Annotated in this window: 17 protein-coding genes; 9 read left to right on the top strand and 8 right to left on the bottom strand. The window is 63.6% G+C overall.

Annotation, left to right across the window (positions count from 1 at the left end; translation table 11 throughout):
- Window positions 1-2: 2 nt before the first annotated feature.
- The 6 genes from KO539_RS12775 to KO539_RS12750 form a co-directional block, all read right to left on the bottom strand.
- Window positions 3-758, bottom strand: coding sequence for a sulfite exporter TauE/SafE family protein (locus KO539_RS12775; RefSeq protein ID WP_219309918.1), 756 nt, complete (start codon window positions 756-758; stop codon window positions 3-5).
- A 9-nt stretch (window positions 759-767) separates the two neighbouring features.
- Window positions 768-2,216, bottom strand: a complete 1,449-nt coding sequence (gene hemN / locus KO539_RS12770; protein WP_099403893.1) for an oxygen-independent coproporphyrinogen III oxidase — start codon at window positions 2,214-2,216, stop codon at window positions 768-770.
- Between the two features lie 24 nt (window positions 2,217-2,240).
- Window positions 2,241-3,908 carry a PAS domain-containing methyl-accepting chemotaxis protein gene (locus tag KO539_RS12765; protein WP_219309916.1) on the bottom strand — a complete coding sequence of 556 codons (1,668 nt, stop codon included), beginning with the start codon at window positions 3,906-3,908 and terminating at the stop codon, window positions 2,241-2,243.
- A gap of 195 nt (window positions 3,909-4,103) precedes the next feature.
- Window positions 4,104-6,215, bottom strand: a complete 2,112-nt coding sequence (locus KO539_RS12760) for an EAL domain-containing protein (protein ID WP_257626281.1) — start codon at window positions 6,213-6,215, stop codon at window positions 4,104-4,106.
- Window positions 6,216-6,256: 41 nt separating this feature from the next.
- Window positions 6,257-6,688 (bottom strand): inner membrane protein YiaA, encoded by a 432-nt coding sequence (gene yiaA / locus KO539_RS12755; RefSeq protein WP_100874997.1) that lies wholly within the window; start codon window positions 6,686-6,688, stop codon window positions 6,257-6,259.
- Between the two features lie 84 nt (window positions 6,689-6,772).
- Window positions 6,773-7,720 (bottom strand): DUF808 domain-containing protein, encoded by a 948-nt coding sequence (locus KO539_RS12750; protein ID WP_219309914.1) that lies wholly within the window; start codon window positions 7,718-7,720, stop codon window positions 6,773-6,775.
- Between the two features lie 177 nt (window positions 7,721-7,897).
- Between KO539_RS12750 and KO539_RS12745 the strand changes: the two genes are divergently transcribed.
- The 3 genes from KO539_RS12745 (at window position 7,898) to KO539_RS12735 (ending at window position 10,760) form a co-directional block, all read left to right on the top strand.
- A complete protein-coding gene (locus KO539_RS12745) occupies window positions 7,898-8,539 on the top strand; it encodes a LysE family transporter (protein WP_219309912.1) in 642 nt (213 codons plus the stop codon).
- A gap of 107 nt (window positions 8,540-8,646) precedes the next feature.
- On the top strand, window positions 8,647-10,146 hold the full coding sequence (locus tag KO539_RS12740) for a FecR family protein (protein ID WP_219309910.1): 1,500 nt from the start codon (window positions 8,647-8,649) through the stop codon (window positions 10,144-10,146).
- Window positions 10,147-10,463: 317 nt separating this feature from the next.
- Entirely contained in the window at window positions 10,464-10,760 is a 297-nt protein-coding gene (locus tag KO539_RS12735; RefSeq protein WP_099403898.1) for a DUF493 family protein, read from the top strand.
- Here KO539_RS12735 and KO539_RS12730 read toward each other — a convergent pair.
- Entirely contained in the window at window positions 10,753-11,958 is a 1,206-nt protein-coding gene (locus tag KO539_RS12730; protein ID WP_219309908.1) for a multidrug effflux MFS transporter, read from the bottom strand. The two genes, KO539_RS12735 and KO539_RS12730, sit on opposite strands and share 8 nt — an antisense overlap.
- Window positions 11,959-12,073: 115 nt before the next feature.
- Here KO539_RS12730 and KO539_RS12725 point away from each other — a divergent pair, with 115 nt between their 5' ends.
- The 6 genes from KO539_RS12725 to ung all read left to right on the top strand — a co-directional run bounded on the left by KO539_RS12725 (window position 12,074) and on the right by ung (window position 16,809).
- Entirely contained in the window at window positions 12,074-13,546 is a 1,473-nt protein-coding gene (locus KO539_RS12725; protein ID WP_219309906.1) for a PLP-dependent aminotransferase family protein, read from the top strand.
- A gap of 75 nt (window positions 13,547-13,621) precedes the next feature.
- Window positions 13,622-14,326 (top strand): lipoyl(octanoyl) transferase LipB, encoded by a 705-nt coding sequence (lipB, locus tag KO539_RS12720; RefSeq protein ID WP_219309905.1) that lies wholly within the window; start codon window positions 13,622-13,624, stop codon window positions 14,324-14,326.
- Between the two features lie 37 nt (window positions 14,327-14,363).
- Window positions 14,364-15,380 (top strand): lipoyl synthase, encoded by a 1,017-nt coding sequence (gene lipA, locus KO539_RS12715; protein WP_034782748.1) that lies wholly within the window; start codon window positions 14,364-14,366, stop codon window positions 15,378-15,380.
- Window positions 15,381-15,500: 120 nt separating this feature from the next.
- Window positions 15,501-15,770 (top strand): type II toxin-antitoxin system Phd/YefM family antitoxin, encoded by a 270-nt coding sequence (locus tag KO539_RS12710; protein ID WP_100874988.1) that lies wholly within the window; start codon window positions 15,501-15,503, stop codon window positions 15,768-15,770.
- Window positions 15,751-16,056 (top strand): Txe/YoeB family addiction module toxin, encoded by a 306-nt coding sequence (locus tag KO539_RS12705; RefSeq protein ID WP_099377619.1) that lies wholly within the window; start codon window positions 15,751-15,753, stop codon window positions 16,054-16,056. Before KO539_RS12710 ends, KO539_RS12705 begins: the two co-directional genes overlap by 20 nt.
- Window positions 16,057-16,146: 90 nt before the next feature.
- On the top strand, window positions 16,147-16,809 hold the full coding sequence (ung, locus tag KO539_RS12700; RefSeq protein WP_219309903.1) for a uracil-DNA glycosylase: 663 nt from the start codon (window positions 16,147-16,149) through the stop codon (window positions 16,807-16,809).
- A 68-nt stretch (window positions 16,810-16,877) separates the two neighbouring features.
- Here the strand turns inward: ung and KO539_RS12695 are convergent, their stop codons facing one another.
- Complete coding sequence (locus KO539_RS12695) at window positions 16,878-19,031, bottom strand: TonB-dependent receptor (RefSeq protein WP_219309901.1); 2,154 nt, start codon at window positions 19,029-19,031, stop codon at window positions 16,878-16,880.
- Between the last annotated feature and the right edge of the window lie 13 nt (window positions 19,032-19,044).

Here is a 19,044-nt window from a genome sequence, read left to right as displayed (position 1 = left end):
TTTCATGGATGGCCCGTGACGCACAGGGCGTCGAGCCAGCCCAGCGAGACGCCATTCGCGGCGCGCAGCAGGCCCAGCAAGCCAAAGCCCAGCACCAGCAAGCCGCTGGCGATGCGCACGGGACGGCGCTGCATCTGCGCGCGCAGCCGTGTACCGAGCAAGCCCATGCCCAGCAAAGTGGGCAAGGTGCCCAGGCCGAAGGCGGCCATCGTGGCCGCGCCGTGCAGGGCCGAGCCTTGCATCATGGCCGTCAGCAGCGCGCTGTAGACCATGCCGCACGGCACCCAGCCCCACAGGCCGCCGACTGCCAGCGCTTTTAACGGCGTATCCATCGGCATCAGCGGTTTCAGCAGGGGACGCACGCGGCGCCAGACGACGTTGCCGGCCGCTTCCAGATGGGCCAGGCCGCGCCAGGCATCCATCAGGTACAGGCCCAAAGCAACCAGCATCAGGTTGGCCAGCCAGTAGCCGGCCACTTGCAGGGACGCCAGGTGCAGCATGCCCGCGCCCGCCAGGCTGCCGGCCATGGCGCCGGCCAGCATGTAGCTGCCTATGCGCCCGCCGTTGTAGGCCAGCACGCGCAGCACGTTCGATTGCACTGCGGGCCGTGCCACGGCGATGGCGATCACGGGCCGTGTTGGGGCCGGTGCGCCGCCGCCCAGCGACAAGGCGCCGACGATGCCGCCGCACATGCCGATGCAGTGCACGCTGCCGGCCAGGCCGACCAGGAACATGGGCACGAGGCTGAGGGCGTTCATCGGGCGGTGTTACACCGTTTTCGAGTAGCGCAGCGGCTGCACCGCGTCCGGCGCCGTGTTGGCGCGCGCCAGGGTCAGGTAGCGGTCGAAGACCATGCAGATATTGCGGATCAACAAGCGCCCTTTCGGCGTCACCGTCAGCCAGTCTTCCTCGATGACGAGCAAGCCATCGCGCGCCAGTTCGCGCAGCTTCTCCAGTTCGGCGGCGAAATAGCTGCGGAAGGTGACGGGGTGCGCTTGCTCGATGCTGGCGATCGACAGTTCGAAATTGCACATCAGCATCTGGATGATGATACGGCGCAATAAATCGTCCGTATCGAGCTTGATGCCGCGCGCGATCGGCAGCACGCCTTCGTCGAGTTTTTCGTAGTATGCGTCCAGCGTCTTTTCATTCTGGCTGTAGACGGCACCGACGGAGCTGATGGCCGACACGCCGCAGGCGATCAGGTCCGCTTCCGCGCGCGTCGAGTATCCCTGGAAGTTGCGGTGCAAGCGGCCCTGGCGCTGCGCCACGGCCAGGTCGTCCGTCGGCTTGGCGAAATGGTCCATGCCGATGTAGACATAGCCAGCGGCCGTCAGGCGCGCGATGCACAGGCCCAGCATGGCCAGCTTGGTGGCGCTGTCGGGCATGTCGGCGTCGAGGATGCGGCGCTGCGGCTTGAACAGATGCGGCATGTGCGCGTAATGGTACAGGGCGATGCGGTCGGGGCTGGCGTTGATCACCTTGCGCAGGGTTTCCGTCATCGTTTCCAGGTTTTGCTTCGGCAAGCCATAGATCAGATCGATGCTGATCGAGCGGAAACCGGCGTCGCGCGCGGCCTGCATGATGGCCACCGTTTCCGCTTCCGGCTGGATGCGGTTGACGGCTTTTTGCACGTCGGCGTCGAAATCCTGCACGCCCAGGCTGATGCGATTAAAACCTTGCGCGCGCAGCGAAAACACGCGCTCGCGCGAGACGGTGCGCGGGTCGATCTCGATCGAATATTCGCCGTCTTCGTCGGACGCGAACTCGAAATGCTGGCGCAGGTGTGCCATCAGTTCGTCCATTTGCTTTTCGCTCAGGTAAGTCGGCGTGCCGCCGCCGAAGTGCAATTGCTCGATCTGGTTCATGCCGGCAAACAGCTTGCCCTGCATGGCGATTTCCTGTTTTAAATAGCTGAGATAGGTGGCCGCCTTGCTGCGGTCCTTCGTGATGATCTTGTTGCAGGCGCAGTAGTAGCACAGGGTGTCGCAGAACGGCACGTGCACGTACAGCGACAGCGGACGGCGGCCGCCGCGCATGCGCAGGGCGGCCAGGGCTTCGAGGAAGTTGCCATAGCCAAATTCCGCATTGAAACGGTCGGCGGTCGGGTAGGACGTGTAGCGCGGGCCGGACTGGCTCATCTTGCCGATGATGACCGGGTCGAATTCGACGACGGCGTCCAGGTCGGCGGAAGCACTGCTGAGTAGTGTAGGCATGATGTGTATGAAGTCTTGAAAGGTTTAGGCGGCCAGGCGTTTCATGGCGGGTTTGCCGGCGTTCGCGGCGCCCGCGGCGCCCGATTTGCCGCCAGGCATGGCGACGCGGCGCGGTGGCGGCATCTTGCCGAAATTGAACAGGCTCACGGCTTGCGACAGGCTGGCCGCTTCTTCCGCCAGGCGCGTGGCGGCCGCGGCGGCTTCTTCCACCAGGGCCGCGTTCTGCTGCGTCACCTGGTCCATGTGGGCGATGGCCTGGTTGACCTGGTCGACGCCGATGCTCTGTTCGCGCGAGGCGATCGAGATTTCCTGCATGATGGCCGTCACCTGCTTGACGGAGCTGACCACCTGCTCCATGGTGGCGCCGGCGCGGTTCACCTGCAGCATGCCGGCGCCCACCTTGCCGACGGAAATTTCAATCAGTTGCTTGATGTCCTTGGCAGCCACCGACGAGCGCTGCGCCAGGTTGCGCACTTCGCCCGCCACGACGGCAAAACCCCTGCCCTGCTCGCCGGCGCGCGCCGCTTCCACGGCTGCGTTCAAGGCGAGGATGTTGGTCTGGAAGGCGATGCCTTCGATCAGGCCGATGATATCGACGATTTTTTTCGACGAAGTGTTGATGTCGTCCATGGTGGTGATCACTTCGGAGACGATCTCGCCGCCCTGCACGGCCACTTTCGAGGCGGCCACGGCCAGTTCATTCGCTTGCACGGAGTTGTCCGCGTTCTGTTTCACGGTCGACGAGAATTCCTCGATGCTCGAGGCCGTCTCTTCCAGGCTGGCCGCCTGCGATTCCGTGCGGCCCGACAAATCCATATTGCCGACGGCGATCTGCCTGGTGGCCACGGCCATGGTTTCCACGTTGATGCGCACGTCGCGGATGGTGGCGATCAGGTTGCTGTTCATCTGTTGCAGCGCGCGCAGCAATTGCCCCATTTCATCCGTACTGTCCGTTTCAAAACTGCCCGACAGGTCGCCGGCGGCAATCGCCCGCGCGCCGTTCAGGGCCTTGCCCAGCGGTTTCAGCACGGACGTGCGCAAGGTGTACCAGAGGAAAACGTTGATCAGGAAGCCGAACAGGGTGGCGCCGAAGATGGCGTAATTGGTGATCTTGCCGCCGCTGGCGAACAGGCTGATGACGCACACCAGCAGTTGCAGACAGTTGACGATGGACGTGGCGGCCCAGATGCGCAGGTTGAGCGACATGTGCGTCAGCTTGTGCAGCAGATGCGCTAGGCCCGGGCGCACGATCTGCCCGTTCTTGATGACGATGTTGCCGCCTTCCTTGTTGCGGATGGCCGCGTAGGCTTCCTCGGCCGCCTTGACCTGCTCCTTGTCCGCCTTGACGCGCACGGACATGTAGCCGATGGTCTTGCCCGCTTCGCGGATCGGTGTGACGTTGGCGCGCACCCAGTAAAAGTCGCCGTTCTTGCAGCGGTTCTTGACCAGGCCCGTCCACGGCGTGCCGGCCTGGATCGAGGACCACAGGTCGGCAAATGCTTCGGCCGGCATGTCCGGGTGGCGCACGATGTTCTGGGGCGAACCGAGCAGCTCGGCTTCGCTGAAGCCGCTGACCTGGCTGAAGTACGGGTTCACATAGACGATATTGCCGTTCATATCCGTTTTCGACACGATGGCCTGATCGTCCAGGACGAGGACTTCACGGTTAGTCACTGGCAAATTTTGTCGCATGGTCGCGGCTTCCTGATCAGTTAAATAGGCAATTGGTAAGTAAGACTTGCACGATTGCAAGAATGGAGATCAGTGTAAGGAGTCGCCTGCGCAAATTTATTGATGTAGATCAAAATCCTCCAGATTGGTCGTGCTTGCACACATTTAGCGATAGCAATGCGGCATTGTTTTAAAGCTACTGGTTGCCGGTGGTGGCTAATCCACGCCCGCCGTCAGCGGGCGCAGGCTGCCCACGGCGTAGCCTTGCGCGTAGTCGATGCCCAGTTCGCGGATGACGGCCAGGGTGGCATCGTCTTCCACGTATTCGGCCACCGTTTTCAAGCCCATCACGTGGCCCACTTCATTGATGGCCTTGACCATGGCGCGGTTGATGGCATTGCTGGCGATGTCGCGCACGAAGACACCGTCGATCTTCAGGTAATCGACGGGCAGCGCCTTCAGGTAGCCGAACGAGGAAAAGCCGCTGCCGAAGTCGTCGAGCGAGAAGCGGCAACCCATGGCCTTGAGCTTGCGCATGAACACTTGCGCCTTGGGCAGGTTGGCGATGACGGCCGTTTCCGTGATTTCAAAGCAGATTTGTTCGGGCGCGATGGCGAATTGCACGAACTGCTCGGTGATGTAGTCGTGCAAGCCGGCATCGGCCAGCGACATGCCCGACAGGTTGACGGAATACAGGGCCGGTGCGCGGCGCCGGCTTTCCGCCATCGCTTCGACCGGCGGCAGGCTGTCGCGCACGCTTTCGATATGCGCGCAGACGGCGCGGATGACCCAGCGGTCGATGGACAGCATCATGTCGTAGCGTTCGGCGGCGGGGATAAAGGCGCCCGGCAAGATCAGGTCGCCCTGGCTGTTGCGGATGCGGATCAGCACTTCGTCGTGGTGTTCCTGGCTGTCGCGCAGGTGCACGATGGGCATGGCGTACAGGCGGAAATAATCGTGCGCGAACGCTTCGTTCAGGCGTGAGATCCACAGCATTTCGCCATGCCGCTGCGCCAGCATGACGTCGGACTCCTGGTAGACGTGGATGCGGTTACGGCCTTGCTCCTTGGCCAGGTAGCAGGCCTGGTCGGCCGCGCTCAGCAGCTCGCTCATGGACTTTCTGTCCTGGCTGATTTCGACCATGCCGATGCTCACGCCCAGCTCGAAGCTGCGGCTATCCCAGGCGAAACGGAAATCGCGGATGGACTGGCGCAGCTGTTCGCCGATGACGCGCGCGTGATCGAGCGGACAGTGCGGCAGCAGCACGCCCAGTTCGTCGCCGCCGAGGCGCGCCAGGATGTCGCTGTCGCGCATTTGGGCCTGCAGCATTTTCGCCAGCAACTGCAGCAGCACGTCGCCGGCGCCATGGCCGCAGGTATCGTTGATGACCTTGAACTGATCCAGATCCAGGTACAGCAGCGCATGCACATGGCCTTCTTCCTTGGCTGTGTGCAGGGCGCCAGCGACCAGATGCTCGAATTCGCGCCGGTTGATCAGACCCGTCAGGGTGTCGTGCGTGGCGTGCCACGACAGTTGCTGGCTCAGCTTGCGCTCGTGGCTGACGTCGCGGAACACGACGACGGCGCCGAGGATGTCGCCATTGCGCGCCCAGATGGGCGCGGCCGAGTCTTCCACGGCGATGCGCCGCCCGTCGCGTGTGACCAGCTGCGCATGCGTGGAAATGCCGATGGCCTGGCGCTGGCGCAAGCACTTGAGGGCCACGTGGTCGAGCGGCGCACCCGTGTGTTCATCGACGAGGTTCAGGGTTTCCCAGATGTCCATGCCCTGGGCCAGCTCGTTGCTCCAGCCCGTCAATTGTTCGGCCACCCGGTTCAGGTAGCGCGTCTTGCCGAACGGATCGGTGGTGATCACGCCGTCGCCGATGGAGCTGAGCGTCACTTCGGCCAGTTCCCTACTCTCGGCAATCATCAGCTCGCGCGCCATGTGCTCGGTGATATCCCAGATGATGCCCAGGGTGCGGTCGGGCTGGCCTTCTGCATCCGTGAAGATGTGCGCCTTGGCCGCCAGCCAGTGTTCGCTGCCGTCGGGCCAGATGACGCGGTATTGCAGGTCGTAGCCGCCGCGCCGGCGCACGCCATCCTGCAACACCTCGAGTACCTTGCCCTGGTCTTCCGCATGGACGAAGCCGAGAAAGCTGCGGAACGGCTGCGTCAGCGCATGTTCTTCCAGGCCCAGCAAGGCGGCGCCCTTGGCCGACCAGCTGACCGTGCCGTCGATCACCTGGCCGTCGACGATGCGCGAATCCCAGATGGCCATGTGCGCTGCTTCCAGCGCCATCTGTAAACGTTTCTGCTGGTCGCCCATCATCCTCTCCCGACATGGATACAGAATAGATGCGCCGCTGCTGTTTAAGTTCCCGGCGCGTCGGCGGACGTGGCCGGCGTTGCGCGCGCCACATCGCGCACATTCTTTTGCACGGCCACGGCGGAAAACAGGCTCAGCAGGAATGCCATGGCATAGAAACCCTTCTCGCTATTGTGCAGGGTGGCGTTCCACAGGCCCACCGTCAGTAACAGCAAGGCCAGCAGCACGGAAATCCAGCACAGGCCGAAATACATGCCCGTCACGGCGATGCCTTCCGTGCGGTCGCGCACGGATTTTTGCAGCGAGACGGCGGCGAACAGGCCATACATCAGGAGCGTAAAGTAATAGCCCTTCTCGTTGAGGGCCATGCCGGCGTTCCACAGGCCGGTCAAATAGGTGATGGCGCCGATCAGCAGTGCCGCCCAGGAGGCACCGATGAAGGCGCTGCTGGGACGTTGGATGGGGGAAGTCTGCATAGGGTCTCCATGGGCAGCGGACGCCGCCGGCATGGCCGGGGCGGCAGGCACGGATGCGCCTGCCGCCCCATCAGACCAGAAAGTTTATTTGCCTGGCTTGATCATGCGCAATAAAGCTGACACGGCCGTAACGCCGGCCAGCACCAGGCCACCGGCGATGAGGCCGGCCACCGCGTTGATCAGGCTGGGCGTGACGGCGGCCAGCACGGGGCCGATGCCGGCCACGCCGCCGATGGCTTCTTCAGCATGGTGCAGCATGCCGCTGGCCCACGGCCAGCCATGCGTCAGAATGCCGCCGCCGACCATGAACATGGCCAGGGTGCCCACGACGGAGAGAAATTTCATCAGTTTCGGCGCCGCCGACACAAGCATGCGGCCAAAGCCGCGCACGCCATCCATCAGCGCGCCTGCGCCCTTGCGCGCCGCCAGATAAAAGCCCGCGTCGTCGAGTTTGACGATGCCGGCCACCAGACCGTACACGCCCACCGTCATGATGAGCGCGATGCCGACGACGACGGCCACCTGCTCGGCGAAGGTGGCCGCGGCCACCGTACCGAGGGCGATGACGATGATTTCCGCGGATAAAATGAAATCGGTGCGGATGGCGCCCTTGATCTTGTCCTTTTCCAGCGCGACGAGGTCGACCTGCGGGTCGCGCAGTGCCTGCGCCAGCTCGGCCTTGTGGCTGTCGTCCGGGTGCAGGTATTTGTGTGCGATCTTCTCAAAACCCTCGAAGCACAGGTAGGCGCCGCCCACCATCAGCAGCGGCGTGATGGCCCACGGCGCAAACGCGCTGATGGCCAGCGCGGCGGGCACGAGGATGGCCTTGTTCTTCAGCGAACCGACGGCGACGGCCCATACCACGGGCAATTCGCGCTCGGCGCGCACGCCGGCCACTTGCTGCGCGTTCAGGGCCAGGTCGTCACCGAGTACGCCGGCCGTCTTCTTGGCGGCCACCTTGGTCATCAGGGAAACGTCATCGAGGATGCTGGCGATGTCGTCGAGCAGGGCCAGCAGGCTGGAGCCGGCCATCTCAGCGCGCTCCCACAGTGGTGGCAGGCAATTGTGGAGCGAGGAAAGTGTTGTTTTTCATGATGTTATTCTTGGTTGTACGGCAAGGGATGACTGCGATCTTACCCCAGGGTGGGCCGGCAGGGCCGCACTGAGCGGGTTAAAATTGCTCATCGTCCCCCTTTTTTGGGAAACCGCATGCACTTCGCCACCTGGATCACCTTTGTCATCGCCGCCTCCATCATCGCCGTCTCGCCCGGCTCGGGCGCCGTGCTGTCGATGTCGCACGGCCTGTCGTACGGGGTGAAAAAGGCCAGCGCCACGATTCTCGGCCTGCAGCTGGGGTTGCTGGTGGTGCTGGGCATCGCCGGCGCCGGCGTCGGTTCCTTGCTGCTGGCCTCGGAAGTGGCCTTCAATATCGTCAAGACGGTGGGCGCGCTGTATTTGATCTACCTGGGCCTGTCGCAGTGGCGCGCCAAGGTGGCGGTGACGGGCGACCTGCATGCCGACGCCGTGGTGCCGTCCTGGCGCCGGCGCGTGCTGACGGGGTTTCTCACCAATGTGACGAATCCGAAAGGCATCATCTTCATGGTGGCGGTGTTGCCGCAATTCATCAGCCCTGATGCACCGCTGCTGCCGCAATTGCTGATCCTGGCCGTCACCATGTGCACGATCGACCAGATCGTCATGCACAGCTACGCCTTTTTAGCTTCCTCGATGCAGCGCTTTTTCCGCGATGCCAGCGCTGTGAAAAAGCAGAACCGCTTCTTTGGCGGCTTGCTGATGGCCGTCGGCGCCGCTCTGTTCTTCGTCAAGCGCGGCGGCCAGGCGGCGGCGTGAGCCAGATCAACATGCAAACATTTGTAAGCCCGCTTGCGGTACTTGCCCGATAGGACTGTAATCGGCATGTTGTCTTCCTTTCATCTGCGTCCTGCCTGGAGCGCGCCATGCGTCCGACCCTGCCCCTGCTGAAAACCATCTGCGCCGTACTGTTGTCGTCGGCATGTACGCTTGCCCTGGCGCAAGACCCGTCCGCCCGCGTGGGCCGCATTTCCACCGTCGAAGGGCAGGTGCTGGTGCGCGCCGGCGATGGCGAGGCGCAAAACGCCCTGCTGAACTGGCCCGTCACGACGGATAACCGCTTGAGTACCATGCGCGGCGCGCTGGCGGAGTTTCGCGTGGGCGCGGCCGCCGTGCGTCTCGATGGCGATTCGGAGCTGGAAGTGAGCGAGCTCGATGACGACAGTTTCAAATTGCACCTCAGTTATGGCGCGGTCAGCGTGCGCGTGCGCAATCCCGACGCGCTGCGCGGCTTCGAGCTGACCACGGCCCAGGCCCGTGTGATCCTGAGCCAGCCAGGCTGGGTGCGCATCGAGGCGGGGCGCCAGAGCGGCGCCAGCGTCGTCAGCGTGCTCGATGGCGCGGCCGACGTGGAGGGCGCGACGGGCAGCGTGACCTTGCGTGCCGGCCAGCGCGCCGAACTGACGGACGAGGAATTGCGCACGGGCGCCTTGCAGCGGATCGCGTTTGACAACTGGCCCGAAGCCTTGCCCGCCGCCGCGCCGGCCTTGCGCTATGTCACGGACGATACGACCGGCTATGAAGAGCTGGACCGCTATGGCGCCTGGCAGGAAGACGCGCAATACGGCCCCCTGTGGCTGCCCAGCGCGGTGCCGGCCGGTTGGGCGCCGTACAGCGACGGGCGCTGGACGTGGATCGCGCCGTGGGGCTGGACCTGGGTCGACAATGCACCGTGGGGCTATGCGCCCTCGCACTACGGCCGCTGGGTACGGCTGGGCCAGCGCTGGGGCTGGGCGCCTGGCCGCGAGCGCGGCCGCGTGCCCTGGGCGCCGGCCTTGGTGGGCTGGGTTGGCGGAAATCACGCGATGAACCGCGGCCAGCGTCCCGACGTGGGCTGGTTTCCCCTGTCGCCGCACGAGCGTTACGTGCCCGGCTACCGCGCCAGCGCAGACTATGAACGCCACATCAACCGCGGGGCCGAGGGGCGCCGTCCCGTGGCGGGCGAACGCGAACGCCGCAACCGCACCATCCTGCCGGCGCCCGTGCTGCAAAGCATGCCCTTGAGCACGCCGCCTGCGCCGGCCGGCAACTGGCAGCGTCCCCCTGAGGCGCCGCGCCAGCAAGATGGTTTTCGCCGCGACAGGGCCAACCGCCCCGGTCGCCTGCAGACGGACGATGGCCAGACGCAGATGGCGCCGCCGCCCATGCAGCCGAACCGCCCGCCCGTGCCGGCACAGCCACCGCGGCCGCAACAGCCCCTGATGCCGGCGATGCCCGCCTTGCCACCTGTGCAAGACCCGGTGGCGCACCCCGCCTGGCGTGGCGAGCAGCGGCCCCGCGCCGAGCGCGCCAATCCGCCGCGTGAGCGCCACATTGAACGCGGCGCGCCCGGTCGCGCTGGCCGGATGCAGGAAATGGAACGCTGAACGGGCCGCTGGCGCTGGCCGTCTATCCGTCCGGTCATGGATTATCGACGTTCAAGCCGCCAAACCGACAGTTCGTCACATTTCAGCGGTCAAGCCGCGGTGTTTTGTCTACAGTGGCGTCATTGCAAGACAGCGCAAGGCCTTCACGGCTGACAGCACCGATTTTCCGGCTATTTTGTCCAAACGAAATAGTTTTCGCCAGCTTACAAAGCTGGCTTTTTTTTTCCGCGCCCCTGGCGCCATGGCAAGGGGCGCAGGCGCTGCCAAAGTTGGCTACAATACGCCTTTGGCACTGACCGGCACTGATTGGAATCCCCATGCAAACCACCCCTCCCAGCGAACACATTATTCCTCCCAGCGAATCGCTGATCGAATACCCGAGCGACTTTCCCATCAAGATCATGGGCCCGACGCATGTCGACTTCGCGCCGACCATGCTGGAGCTGGTGATCAGCCACGATCCGACCTTCCACGCTGGCCGCATGGAAGAGCGTCCTTCGGGCAAGGGCAATTACACGGGCCTGACCGTCACCGTGCGCGCCATCAGTCGCGAGCAGCTCGACGCCCTGTACATGGCGCTGTCGGGCCACCCGATGGTCAAGATCGTCATGTAAGGCTGGCTGCCGCCACGCTGGCCCGGCTCTTCGTGAGCAGCCAGACGGCGGCAAAGGCGCCACTCGCCGCCGCCGTCACCCACAGCAGCGGCTTTTCGCTGCCGTCCGTGATGGCGGCGATGACGGCGCCGCAAATAGCCGTGATGAGCATTTGCACGAAGAAGAACAGGCCCGAGGCGCTGCCCGCCTGGTCGCCATACGGCTGCAGCACGGCCAGCTGGCAGGCGGGAATCGCCATGCCCACCGACACCATCACCAGCAGCATCGGCGCCACCAGCGACGCCACGTGCTGTGGCGCCAACGTCCCCGCCAGCAACAGGCTGGCCGCGCCCGTTACATTCAGCAGCACCGCCACGCCCAGCATGTAATCGGCGCCCAGGCGCGGTCCCAGCGCGCGAAACAGGCTCGACCCCGCGATATAACCGCTGACCGTCAGCGCGAACACCAGCGCATACGAGTGCGGCGACAGGTGCATGCCCCTTTGCAACAGCACGGACGATTCCGCAATGAACGGGAAGTACGTGCAATACACGCAGCCGATGGCCAGCGCATAGCGCAGGAAGTACCGGTCGCCCAGCAGGCGGCGGTACAGCGCCAGGGTATTTCTTTGTGGCACGATGCTGGCTGGCTTGGTTTCCGGCACGTACGCGGCGATCAGCCCCAGCGACAGCGCGCCTAGCAGGCACAGCACGCCAAACACGGCGCGCCAGCCGAACGCCGCGTCGAGCACGCTGCCGGCCAGCGGCGCGAGGATCGGCGACAAACCCATCACCATCGAGATTTTCCCCAGCATGCGCGCCTGCGTGGCGGCGTCAAAACGGTCGCGCACCATGACCCGGCCGATGATGGTGCCGCTGCAGCCGCCGAACGCCTGCAGCACGCGCGCGGCGATCAGCACGTGCACATCGGTGGTCACGCTGCAGACGATGCTGGCGAGTACATAAATGGCTGTGCCGGCCAGCAGCACGGGGCGGCGTCCGTAGCGGTCGGCCAGCGGCCCGCAAGCGAGCATCGAGGCGGCCGAGCCGGCCATGAACAGGCTCAGGGTCAGTTGCAACTGGGCATCGCTGGCATGCAGGGCATCGGCCATGGCCGGCAGCGACGGCAGATAAATGTCGATGCTGATGCGCGACAGGCAGACCAGCAGCAGCACGATGGCGCCCCAGGCCCACAGGGGAAGTGTTGTTCGTTGATTCATGTTTTTCGGTATGCAAGAGATGGCAGACGCACCAGAACGGTGAGAGTAGGATGTTTGTGGTGTAATGCGAAGTGCCAGTCATCAGAAAATTCATTGGACCACTTGGACGATTATTATGCCGCGAGGAAAATCACCGCACGCCCTGGACTTGCCTCGTCCCACCAGCTGGCTCGACAAGGCGGGCGTCAACAAGCAGGATGGCGCGTATGAAGCGCTGCGCTCGGCCATCCTGACGAAGATGCTGCCGGCGGGCAGCCGTTTGCCGTCCAGCCGCACCCTGGCGGAACGGTGGGAGTTGTCGCGGGGCACCATCGAAACCGTGTTTGACCGCCTGCACGCGGAAGCCTACGTGACGCGCGTGCCCGGTTCCGGCACGCGCGTGTGCGCCGTCGTGCCGGAACGCTTTTTGATGGCAGGATTGGCAGATGCCACCCCGGTCGGGCCATTTTCCGAGCCGGTTCCCGTGTCCGATACGGGCGTGCGCGACGGCTTGCCGTTTGTCGCGCGGCGCGCCGATGCCAGCCTGTTTCCCATGGCGGCCTGGTCCAAGTGCGCCACGCGGGCGCTGGCCGACGCCACGCCGGAGCAGCTGTGCAGCGCCGATCCGGCTGGCTTGCCCCAGCTGCGCCAGCAGATCGCCGATTTCCTCGCCAAGTACCGCGGCATCCGCTGCGACCCGCAAGACATCGTCGTCACGACCGGCATCCGCCACGCGATCGACTTGCTGGCGCGCAGCATCGTGCGCGATGGCGATAAAGTCTGCCTGGAAGAACCGGGCTATCCGGCCGCGCGTGCCCTGTTCGCCCTGGCGGGCGCCGTGCCGGTCGACATTGCCGTCGACGCCGAGGGCATCGATTGCGCCGCGCTGGCCGCGCACGCCGACGCCCGCCTCGCGTACGTGACGCCGGCGCACCAGTCGCCGCTGGGCGTGACCATGTCCGTCACGCGCCGCCTGGCGTTATTGGAGTGGGCGAACGACAGCGGCGCCTGGGTGGTGGAAGACGATTACGACAGCGAATTCAATTACCAGAGCGCGCCGCTGGCGGCCCTGAAGGCGCTGGACCAGTACCAGCGCGTGATTTACTGTGGCAGTTTTAATAAAACCCTGTTTGCCGGCCTGCGCGTGGGTTTCATGGTGCTGCCGCCCGCCTTGCGCCCACCGTTGCTGCGCATGCTGCAGTTGACGGGCAGGTCCGTGGGCGTGACGGAGCAGCTGGCGCTGGCCGCCTGGATGGAGGATGGCGCCTTCGTGCGCCATTTGCGTCAGGCGCGGCTGGCCTACAAGGAGCGGCGCGATCTGCTGCTGGCCTGCCTCGAGCAGACCGCGCCCGGCCGCTACACCATTTCCGGCCAGCAGGCGGGCTTTCATTGCGTGCTGTGGCTGCCGCCGGACAGCGACGAGCGGGCGTTTTGCGCGCGCGCCGCGCAAGACGGGCTGGCGCTGCAGCCGCTCGGCGACTTTTGCCACAGCGCAAAATTGGCGCCGGCCGTGCTGCTCGGCTACACGGCCCTGAATGGAGCCCAGATACGCCATGCTGCACAAAAATTGGGCAGATTGCTGTGGTTGCCAGAGTCCGCCCCGGAATGAAACGGCGGCCTGGCTTATAATCACGGCTTCGCCGCAGCGTCCGCAGGGCGCCGGCAGCTGATTACAGAATCTGTCATGACCACCACCCGCACCGAAACGGCGCTGATCCGCGAGTTGGGCCGCGTCGATTACGAACCGACCTTTGCCGCCATGCGCGCCTTTACCGACGCGCGCACGACGGACACGCGCGACGAACTGTGGATCGTCGAGCATCCGCCCGTATTTACGTTGGGCCTGGCGGCCGACCGCGGCCATTTGCTGGCCGGCGCGGAAAACGTGCCCGTGGTGCAGACGGACCGGGGCGGCGAAGTCACCTTCCACGGCCCAGGCCAGGTGGTGATTTACCTGCTGATGGACTTGCGCCGCAACAAGCCGGGCGGCAAGCTGTATGCGCGCCAGTTCGTGCATAAAATCGAGCAAGCCATCATCAACGTGCTGGCGGCGTATAATCTTGCTGGCGAACGCATCGATGGTGCGCCTGGCATCTATATCGCCGGCGGACCAAGCAAGGGTGCGAAGATCGCCGCGCTGGGATTGAAAGTGCGCGGCAACGGCTGCACCTACCATGGCGTATCGCTCAATGTGGCGATGGACCTGGCGCCGTTTTCCTGGATTAACCCCTGCGGCTATTCCGGCCTGAAGACGGTGGACATGCGCAGCATGGGCGTTTCGGCGCCGCTGGTCGAGGTGCAGCGGGCCCTGGCCCATGAATTGACCGTATTACTCGATGTAAGCGAAGTAAACAGCGCCGCAGGCGCGCCTCAGGCAACGGATGCCTGAGCAAACAAACCAACATGCCCGTCAAGGGCTTGCAGCCATGACTTCTGAGACCATTTCCAGCACCGCCCCCGCCGCGACCGCCGCTCCAGCGTACAACCCGAGCGAAAAGCAAAAAGGCGCCAGCAAGACGTCGCGCATCCCGATCAAGATCATTCCGATCGAGCAAGTCGAGCGCCTGAAAAAGCCGGACTGGATCCGCGTCAAGGCCGCCTCGGCTTCGACCCGTTTCTATGAAATCAAGGACATCCTGCGCGAAAACAAGCTCGTCACGGTGTGCGAGGAAGCCAGCTGCCCGAACATCGGCGAATGTTTCGGCAAGGGCACGGCCACCTTCATGATCATGGGCGACAAGTGCACGCGCCGCTGCCCGTTCTGCGACGTCGGCCATGGCCGCCCTGATCCGCTGGACAAGGAAGAGCCGGCCAACTTGTCGAAAACCATCGCCAAGCTGCGTTTGAACTACGTCGTCATCACCTCCGTCGACCGCGATGACTTGCGCGACGGCGGCGCCGGCCACTTCGTCGAGTGCATCCAGCAAACGCGCGCCCTGTCGCCGAATACCCGCATCGAAGTACTGGTGCCCGACTTCCGTGGCCGCCTGGAAAAAGCCCTGAACCTGTTCAAGGATGGCTTGCCTGACGTCATGAACCACAACCTGGAAACGGCGCCGCGCCTGTACAAGGAAGCGCGTCCCGGTTCCGATTACATGCACTCGCTGAAACTGCTGAAAGATTTCAAGGCCATGTACCCGGACGTGAAAACCAAGTCCGGCATCATGGTCGGCCTGGGCGAGACGGATGAGGAAATCCTGCAAGTCATGCGCGACATGCGCGAGCACGACATCGACATGCTGACCATCGGCCAATACCTGGCGCCATCGAACAGCCACCTGCCCGTGCGCCGCTACGTGCACCCGGACGTGTTTAAAATGTTCGAGGAAGAAGCGTACAAGATGGGCTTCACCCACGCCGCCGTCGGCGCCATGGTGCGCAGCTCGTACCACGCGGATGAACAGGCGCACAGCGCCGGCGTGGAATCGGCGCTGAATTTCTAAGCACTTGTGTTGTATCAAAAACCGTCCGCTTTAGCCGGGCGGTTTTTTTTGCCTGATGGAGGTGATGTACAACATCCTGTACAATTGGTGCATATATTTCCAATGGAGCGGTGGCACGGCATGAATATCCTGACTTTCAGCGAGGCGCGCGCGGGCCTGAAAAGCGTGATGGACGACGTCTGCAACGACCACACGCCCACGGTGATCACGCGCGTGAATGGCGAGCACGTGGTGATGCTGTCCTTGTCGGACTACAACAGTATCGAGGAAACCCTGTATTTGCTGGGCACGGCCAAGAATGCCAGCCGCCTGATGGCGTCCGTGGCGCAGATCAGGGCGGGCAAGGCGACGCCCAGGGAATTGGCGCAGCATGAAAAACAGGAAGACTGAGAACAAGCAGCAGGCGCGCAGCGCCGTGCTGGCCTGGACCGATCATGCCTGGGAAGATTATCTGTTCTGGCAAGAGAGCGATCTGAAAATCCTGCAAAAAATCAATGACTTGCTCGATGAATGCCTGGCCGACCCCTTTAAGGGCACGGGCAAGCCGGAACCGCTGAAAGGCGATCTGACGGGTTTCTGGTCGCGCCGCATCGACCGCCAGCACCGGCTCGTGTACCTGCCCGACGCGGGCTGCATCTACGTGGCCGCGTGCCGTTATCACTACGACGATAAATAAATTTTGCCCAGCCGTACCGTAACGCGGTACCGGACGTGACGCGGCTATACTGATCGATGATGTTTTAAAAACATGATTGACGGGGGAGCCATGGACGTACGCATCGACGCATCGTGGAAGGCGCGGCTGGAAGGCGAGTTTGCCCAGCCCTACTGGGAACGCCTGGCCGCCTTCGTGAAGGAAGAATACGCGGCAGGGCCGTGTTTTCCACCGGGTAAAACCATCTTCCGGGCGTTCGATCTGACGCCGTTCAAGCAAGTCAAGGTCGTGATCCTGGGGCAAGACCCGTATCACACGCCTGGCGCGGCCATGGGTTTGTGCTTTTCCATCCCCGATGGCACACCGCCGCAGCCTAGCCTGCAAAATATCTTCAAGGAATTACACAGCGACGTGGGCGTGGCGCGCACGCGCACGGATTTGTCCGATTGGGCCGGGCAAGGCGTGTTTCTGCTCAACAGCGTGCTGACGGTACGCGCCGGGGCGGCCGGCTCGCATGCGGGCAAGGGGTGGGAAAAATTGACGGACAGCGCCATCCGCCACCTGTCCGCTGAGCGCGAGCACCTGGTGTTCATCCTGTGGGGCGGCTACGCGCAAGCGAAGCGCACCCTGATCGATCCCGGCAAGCACCTGGTGCTGGCGGCGCCGCACCCTTCTCCCTTGTCGGCCAGCAAAGGTTTCTTTGGCAGCAAGCCGTTCAGCCAGGCGAATGCGTATTTGCAGGCGCATGGACAGGCGCCCATCACCTGGGGATAAGTCATGAAATAGTACGGCAACCGACAGCGGCAGGCGTTGCTCCCTGCCGCTGTCTTCGCGCGTAACGGTTAAAAACTGGTCGACAAGCCCGCATAGATGCTGCGGCGGGCGCCATACTGCGGCGCCCCCACGCCCACGCCGGAACCGTCGCGCAGCAGGTACGACTTGTCGAACAGGTTGATCAGGGCCAGCCGTCCCTCGACCTTGCCGACCGGTGTGTTCTTCCACGTATGCGTGAGCGCCGTGTTGACGGTGAAGTAGCCGGGCAAATGGCCGGAATTCGGCGCGCCGCTGTCCGGGGTCATGCGCAGGCCGCTGCCGTAGAGGAAGTCAGCGCTTACTTGCGAATCGCCAAAGTGATAGTGGCCGCCGCCCGACAAGGTGTATTTCTGGTCATGATCGAGGTAGACATAGTGTTGGCTGATGTAGTTCAACTCATCGGCGCCAAACAGGGCTTGCCCCGAATTGATGTTGCGCCCTTGCGCCTTTTGCGTGCTGGCGTTGAGGAACAGGCCCCAGTTTTTCTCGCTGTAGATGGCGGACAATTCCAGGCCCTTGGCGTAGCCGTCCGCATAGTTGAACGGCGTCAGGATCAACGCCTGGCCGAACTGGCCTTCGTCCAGCAGGTTGTTGATTTTTTTATAGTACACATCGGCCGTCACGGTCAGTTTTGCATTCACCTGGTGGCTGATGCCCACGTCGTAGTAATGCGTGCGCTCGGCCTTGACGTTGTCCGACTGGCCGATTTCCGGCGCGTTCGTCGTGTTCGCGTACAGGTCGATGCTGCCTTGCGCCGCCAGTTCCTGCGGCGGCGGCGTGAAGTAGCGCGAATAGCCGGCGTGCAGGGCCGTGCCCGGCGCCAGCTGATACGCCAGGTTGACGCGTGGGCTCCATTGCTGCTCGCTCGTGTAGGCCGACACCTTGTCGAAGCGGGCGCCATAGTTCAGGGTCAAAGGCTTGCTGATATGCCATTCATCCTGCAGGTAAACACTGGCCAGGGTGCCCGTCTTGCCGCTGTTGTCCAGCACCGTGATGGGCGTGCTGGACGTTTGCGCGCCGTCCATGGCGGGGAAGACGGCCACCGTGTTGTCGCTCGTCGTTTTCTGGCGCGTGTAGGCCAGGCCCGCGCGCACGGTGTGGTCCTGGTGCCATTTGTAGCTGGCGTCGAATTGAAAGCCGGAAGCGCTGTTCGCGCGGCGCGAGTCCGAGGCCACGCCGTTGTAGATCAGGTCGCCGATGGCGTCGGGCGTGAAGTGCAGTTCCGAATACTGGTGGAAGGCCGACACCTGGTAATTGACGTCGCCCAGGCTCTTTTGCAGCGACAGCACGAGGAAGCGGTTCACTTCGCGCTGCTTTTCATTCAGCTGCGACGACGGTAACGTGGACGTGCCCGCCTGCGCGTCGCTGTGGCCATTCAGGCTGAAAGCGGGCGCCTGGTCCGGATTGTTCGGGATCTGGAAGCGGCCGTTATAGGTGCCGAACATGGCGCCCAGGCGGGTGTTGTCATCGAGGAAATACGACAGGCTGCCGAACGATTTGTTTTGGCGCGTCTTGTCGTGCAGGGCGCTGCGCGTGTCTTGCGGGTTTTCCACACCCAGCGAATTGCCCAGGTAGCTGCCGGACAGGTAGTAATTGAATTTGCCCACGCTGCCGAAAAATTCGGCACTCGGCTCCACGTGGTCGTGGCTGCCGACCATGATGCCGATGCGCCCGCCAGGCGTCATGCCGCCCTCTTTCGTTTCAATATCGACGATGCCCGCCGTGCGCAGGCCGAACTGGGCCGGCAAGGCGCCTGTCATGAAATCCGTCTTGTCGATCAAACGCGTGTCGATCGACTGGCCGAAGCCGCTGATGCTTTCTGGCAATTGCACGCCATTGATGCGGTATTGCACATTGGCATGGTCGTCACGTACGTGCAGGGCGCCGGAACCTTTTGAGTCCTGCGATACGCCCGGCAGGCGCAGCAGCACTTCATTGAACGGCGTGTTGTCGCCCTGACCCAGCATGTCGACCATGTGGCTGTCGATGCTGTAGATGGTGGTGCCGACTTTCGGCGACAGCTCGATGCGGGCGCTTTTCAAATGGGCGGAGGTGACTTCGACCTTTTGCATCTCTTGTGGTGCGGCATCTGCCGCAGCGGTGGCTTCGGCGGCATGCGCGGAACTCGTAAACAGGCTGGCAAGGGCGAGCGACAGCGCGCTCAGGCGTGGTGTGTGTTGCATGGTAAACCTCAAA

The organism is Janthinobacterium sp. NKUCC06_STL (genome assembly GCF_019345455.1).
Lineage (GTDB): Bacteria > Pseudomonadota > Gammaproteobacteria > Burkholderiales > Burkholderiaceae_D > Janthinobacterium > Janthinobacterium rivuli.
This window is presented reverse-complemented; position numbering and strand designations above follow the sequence as displayed.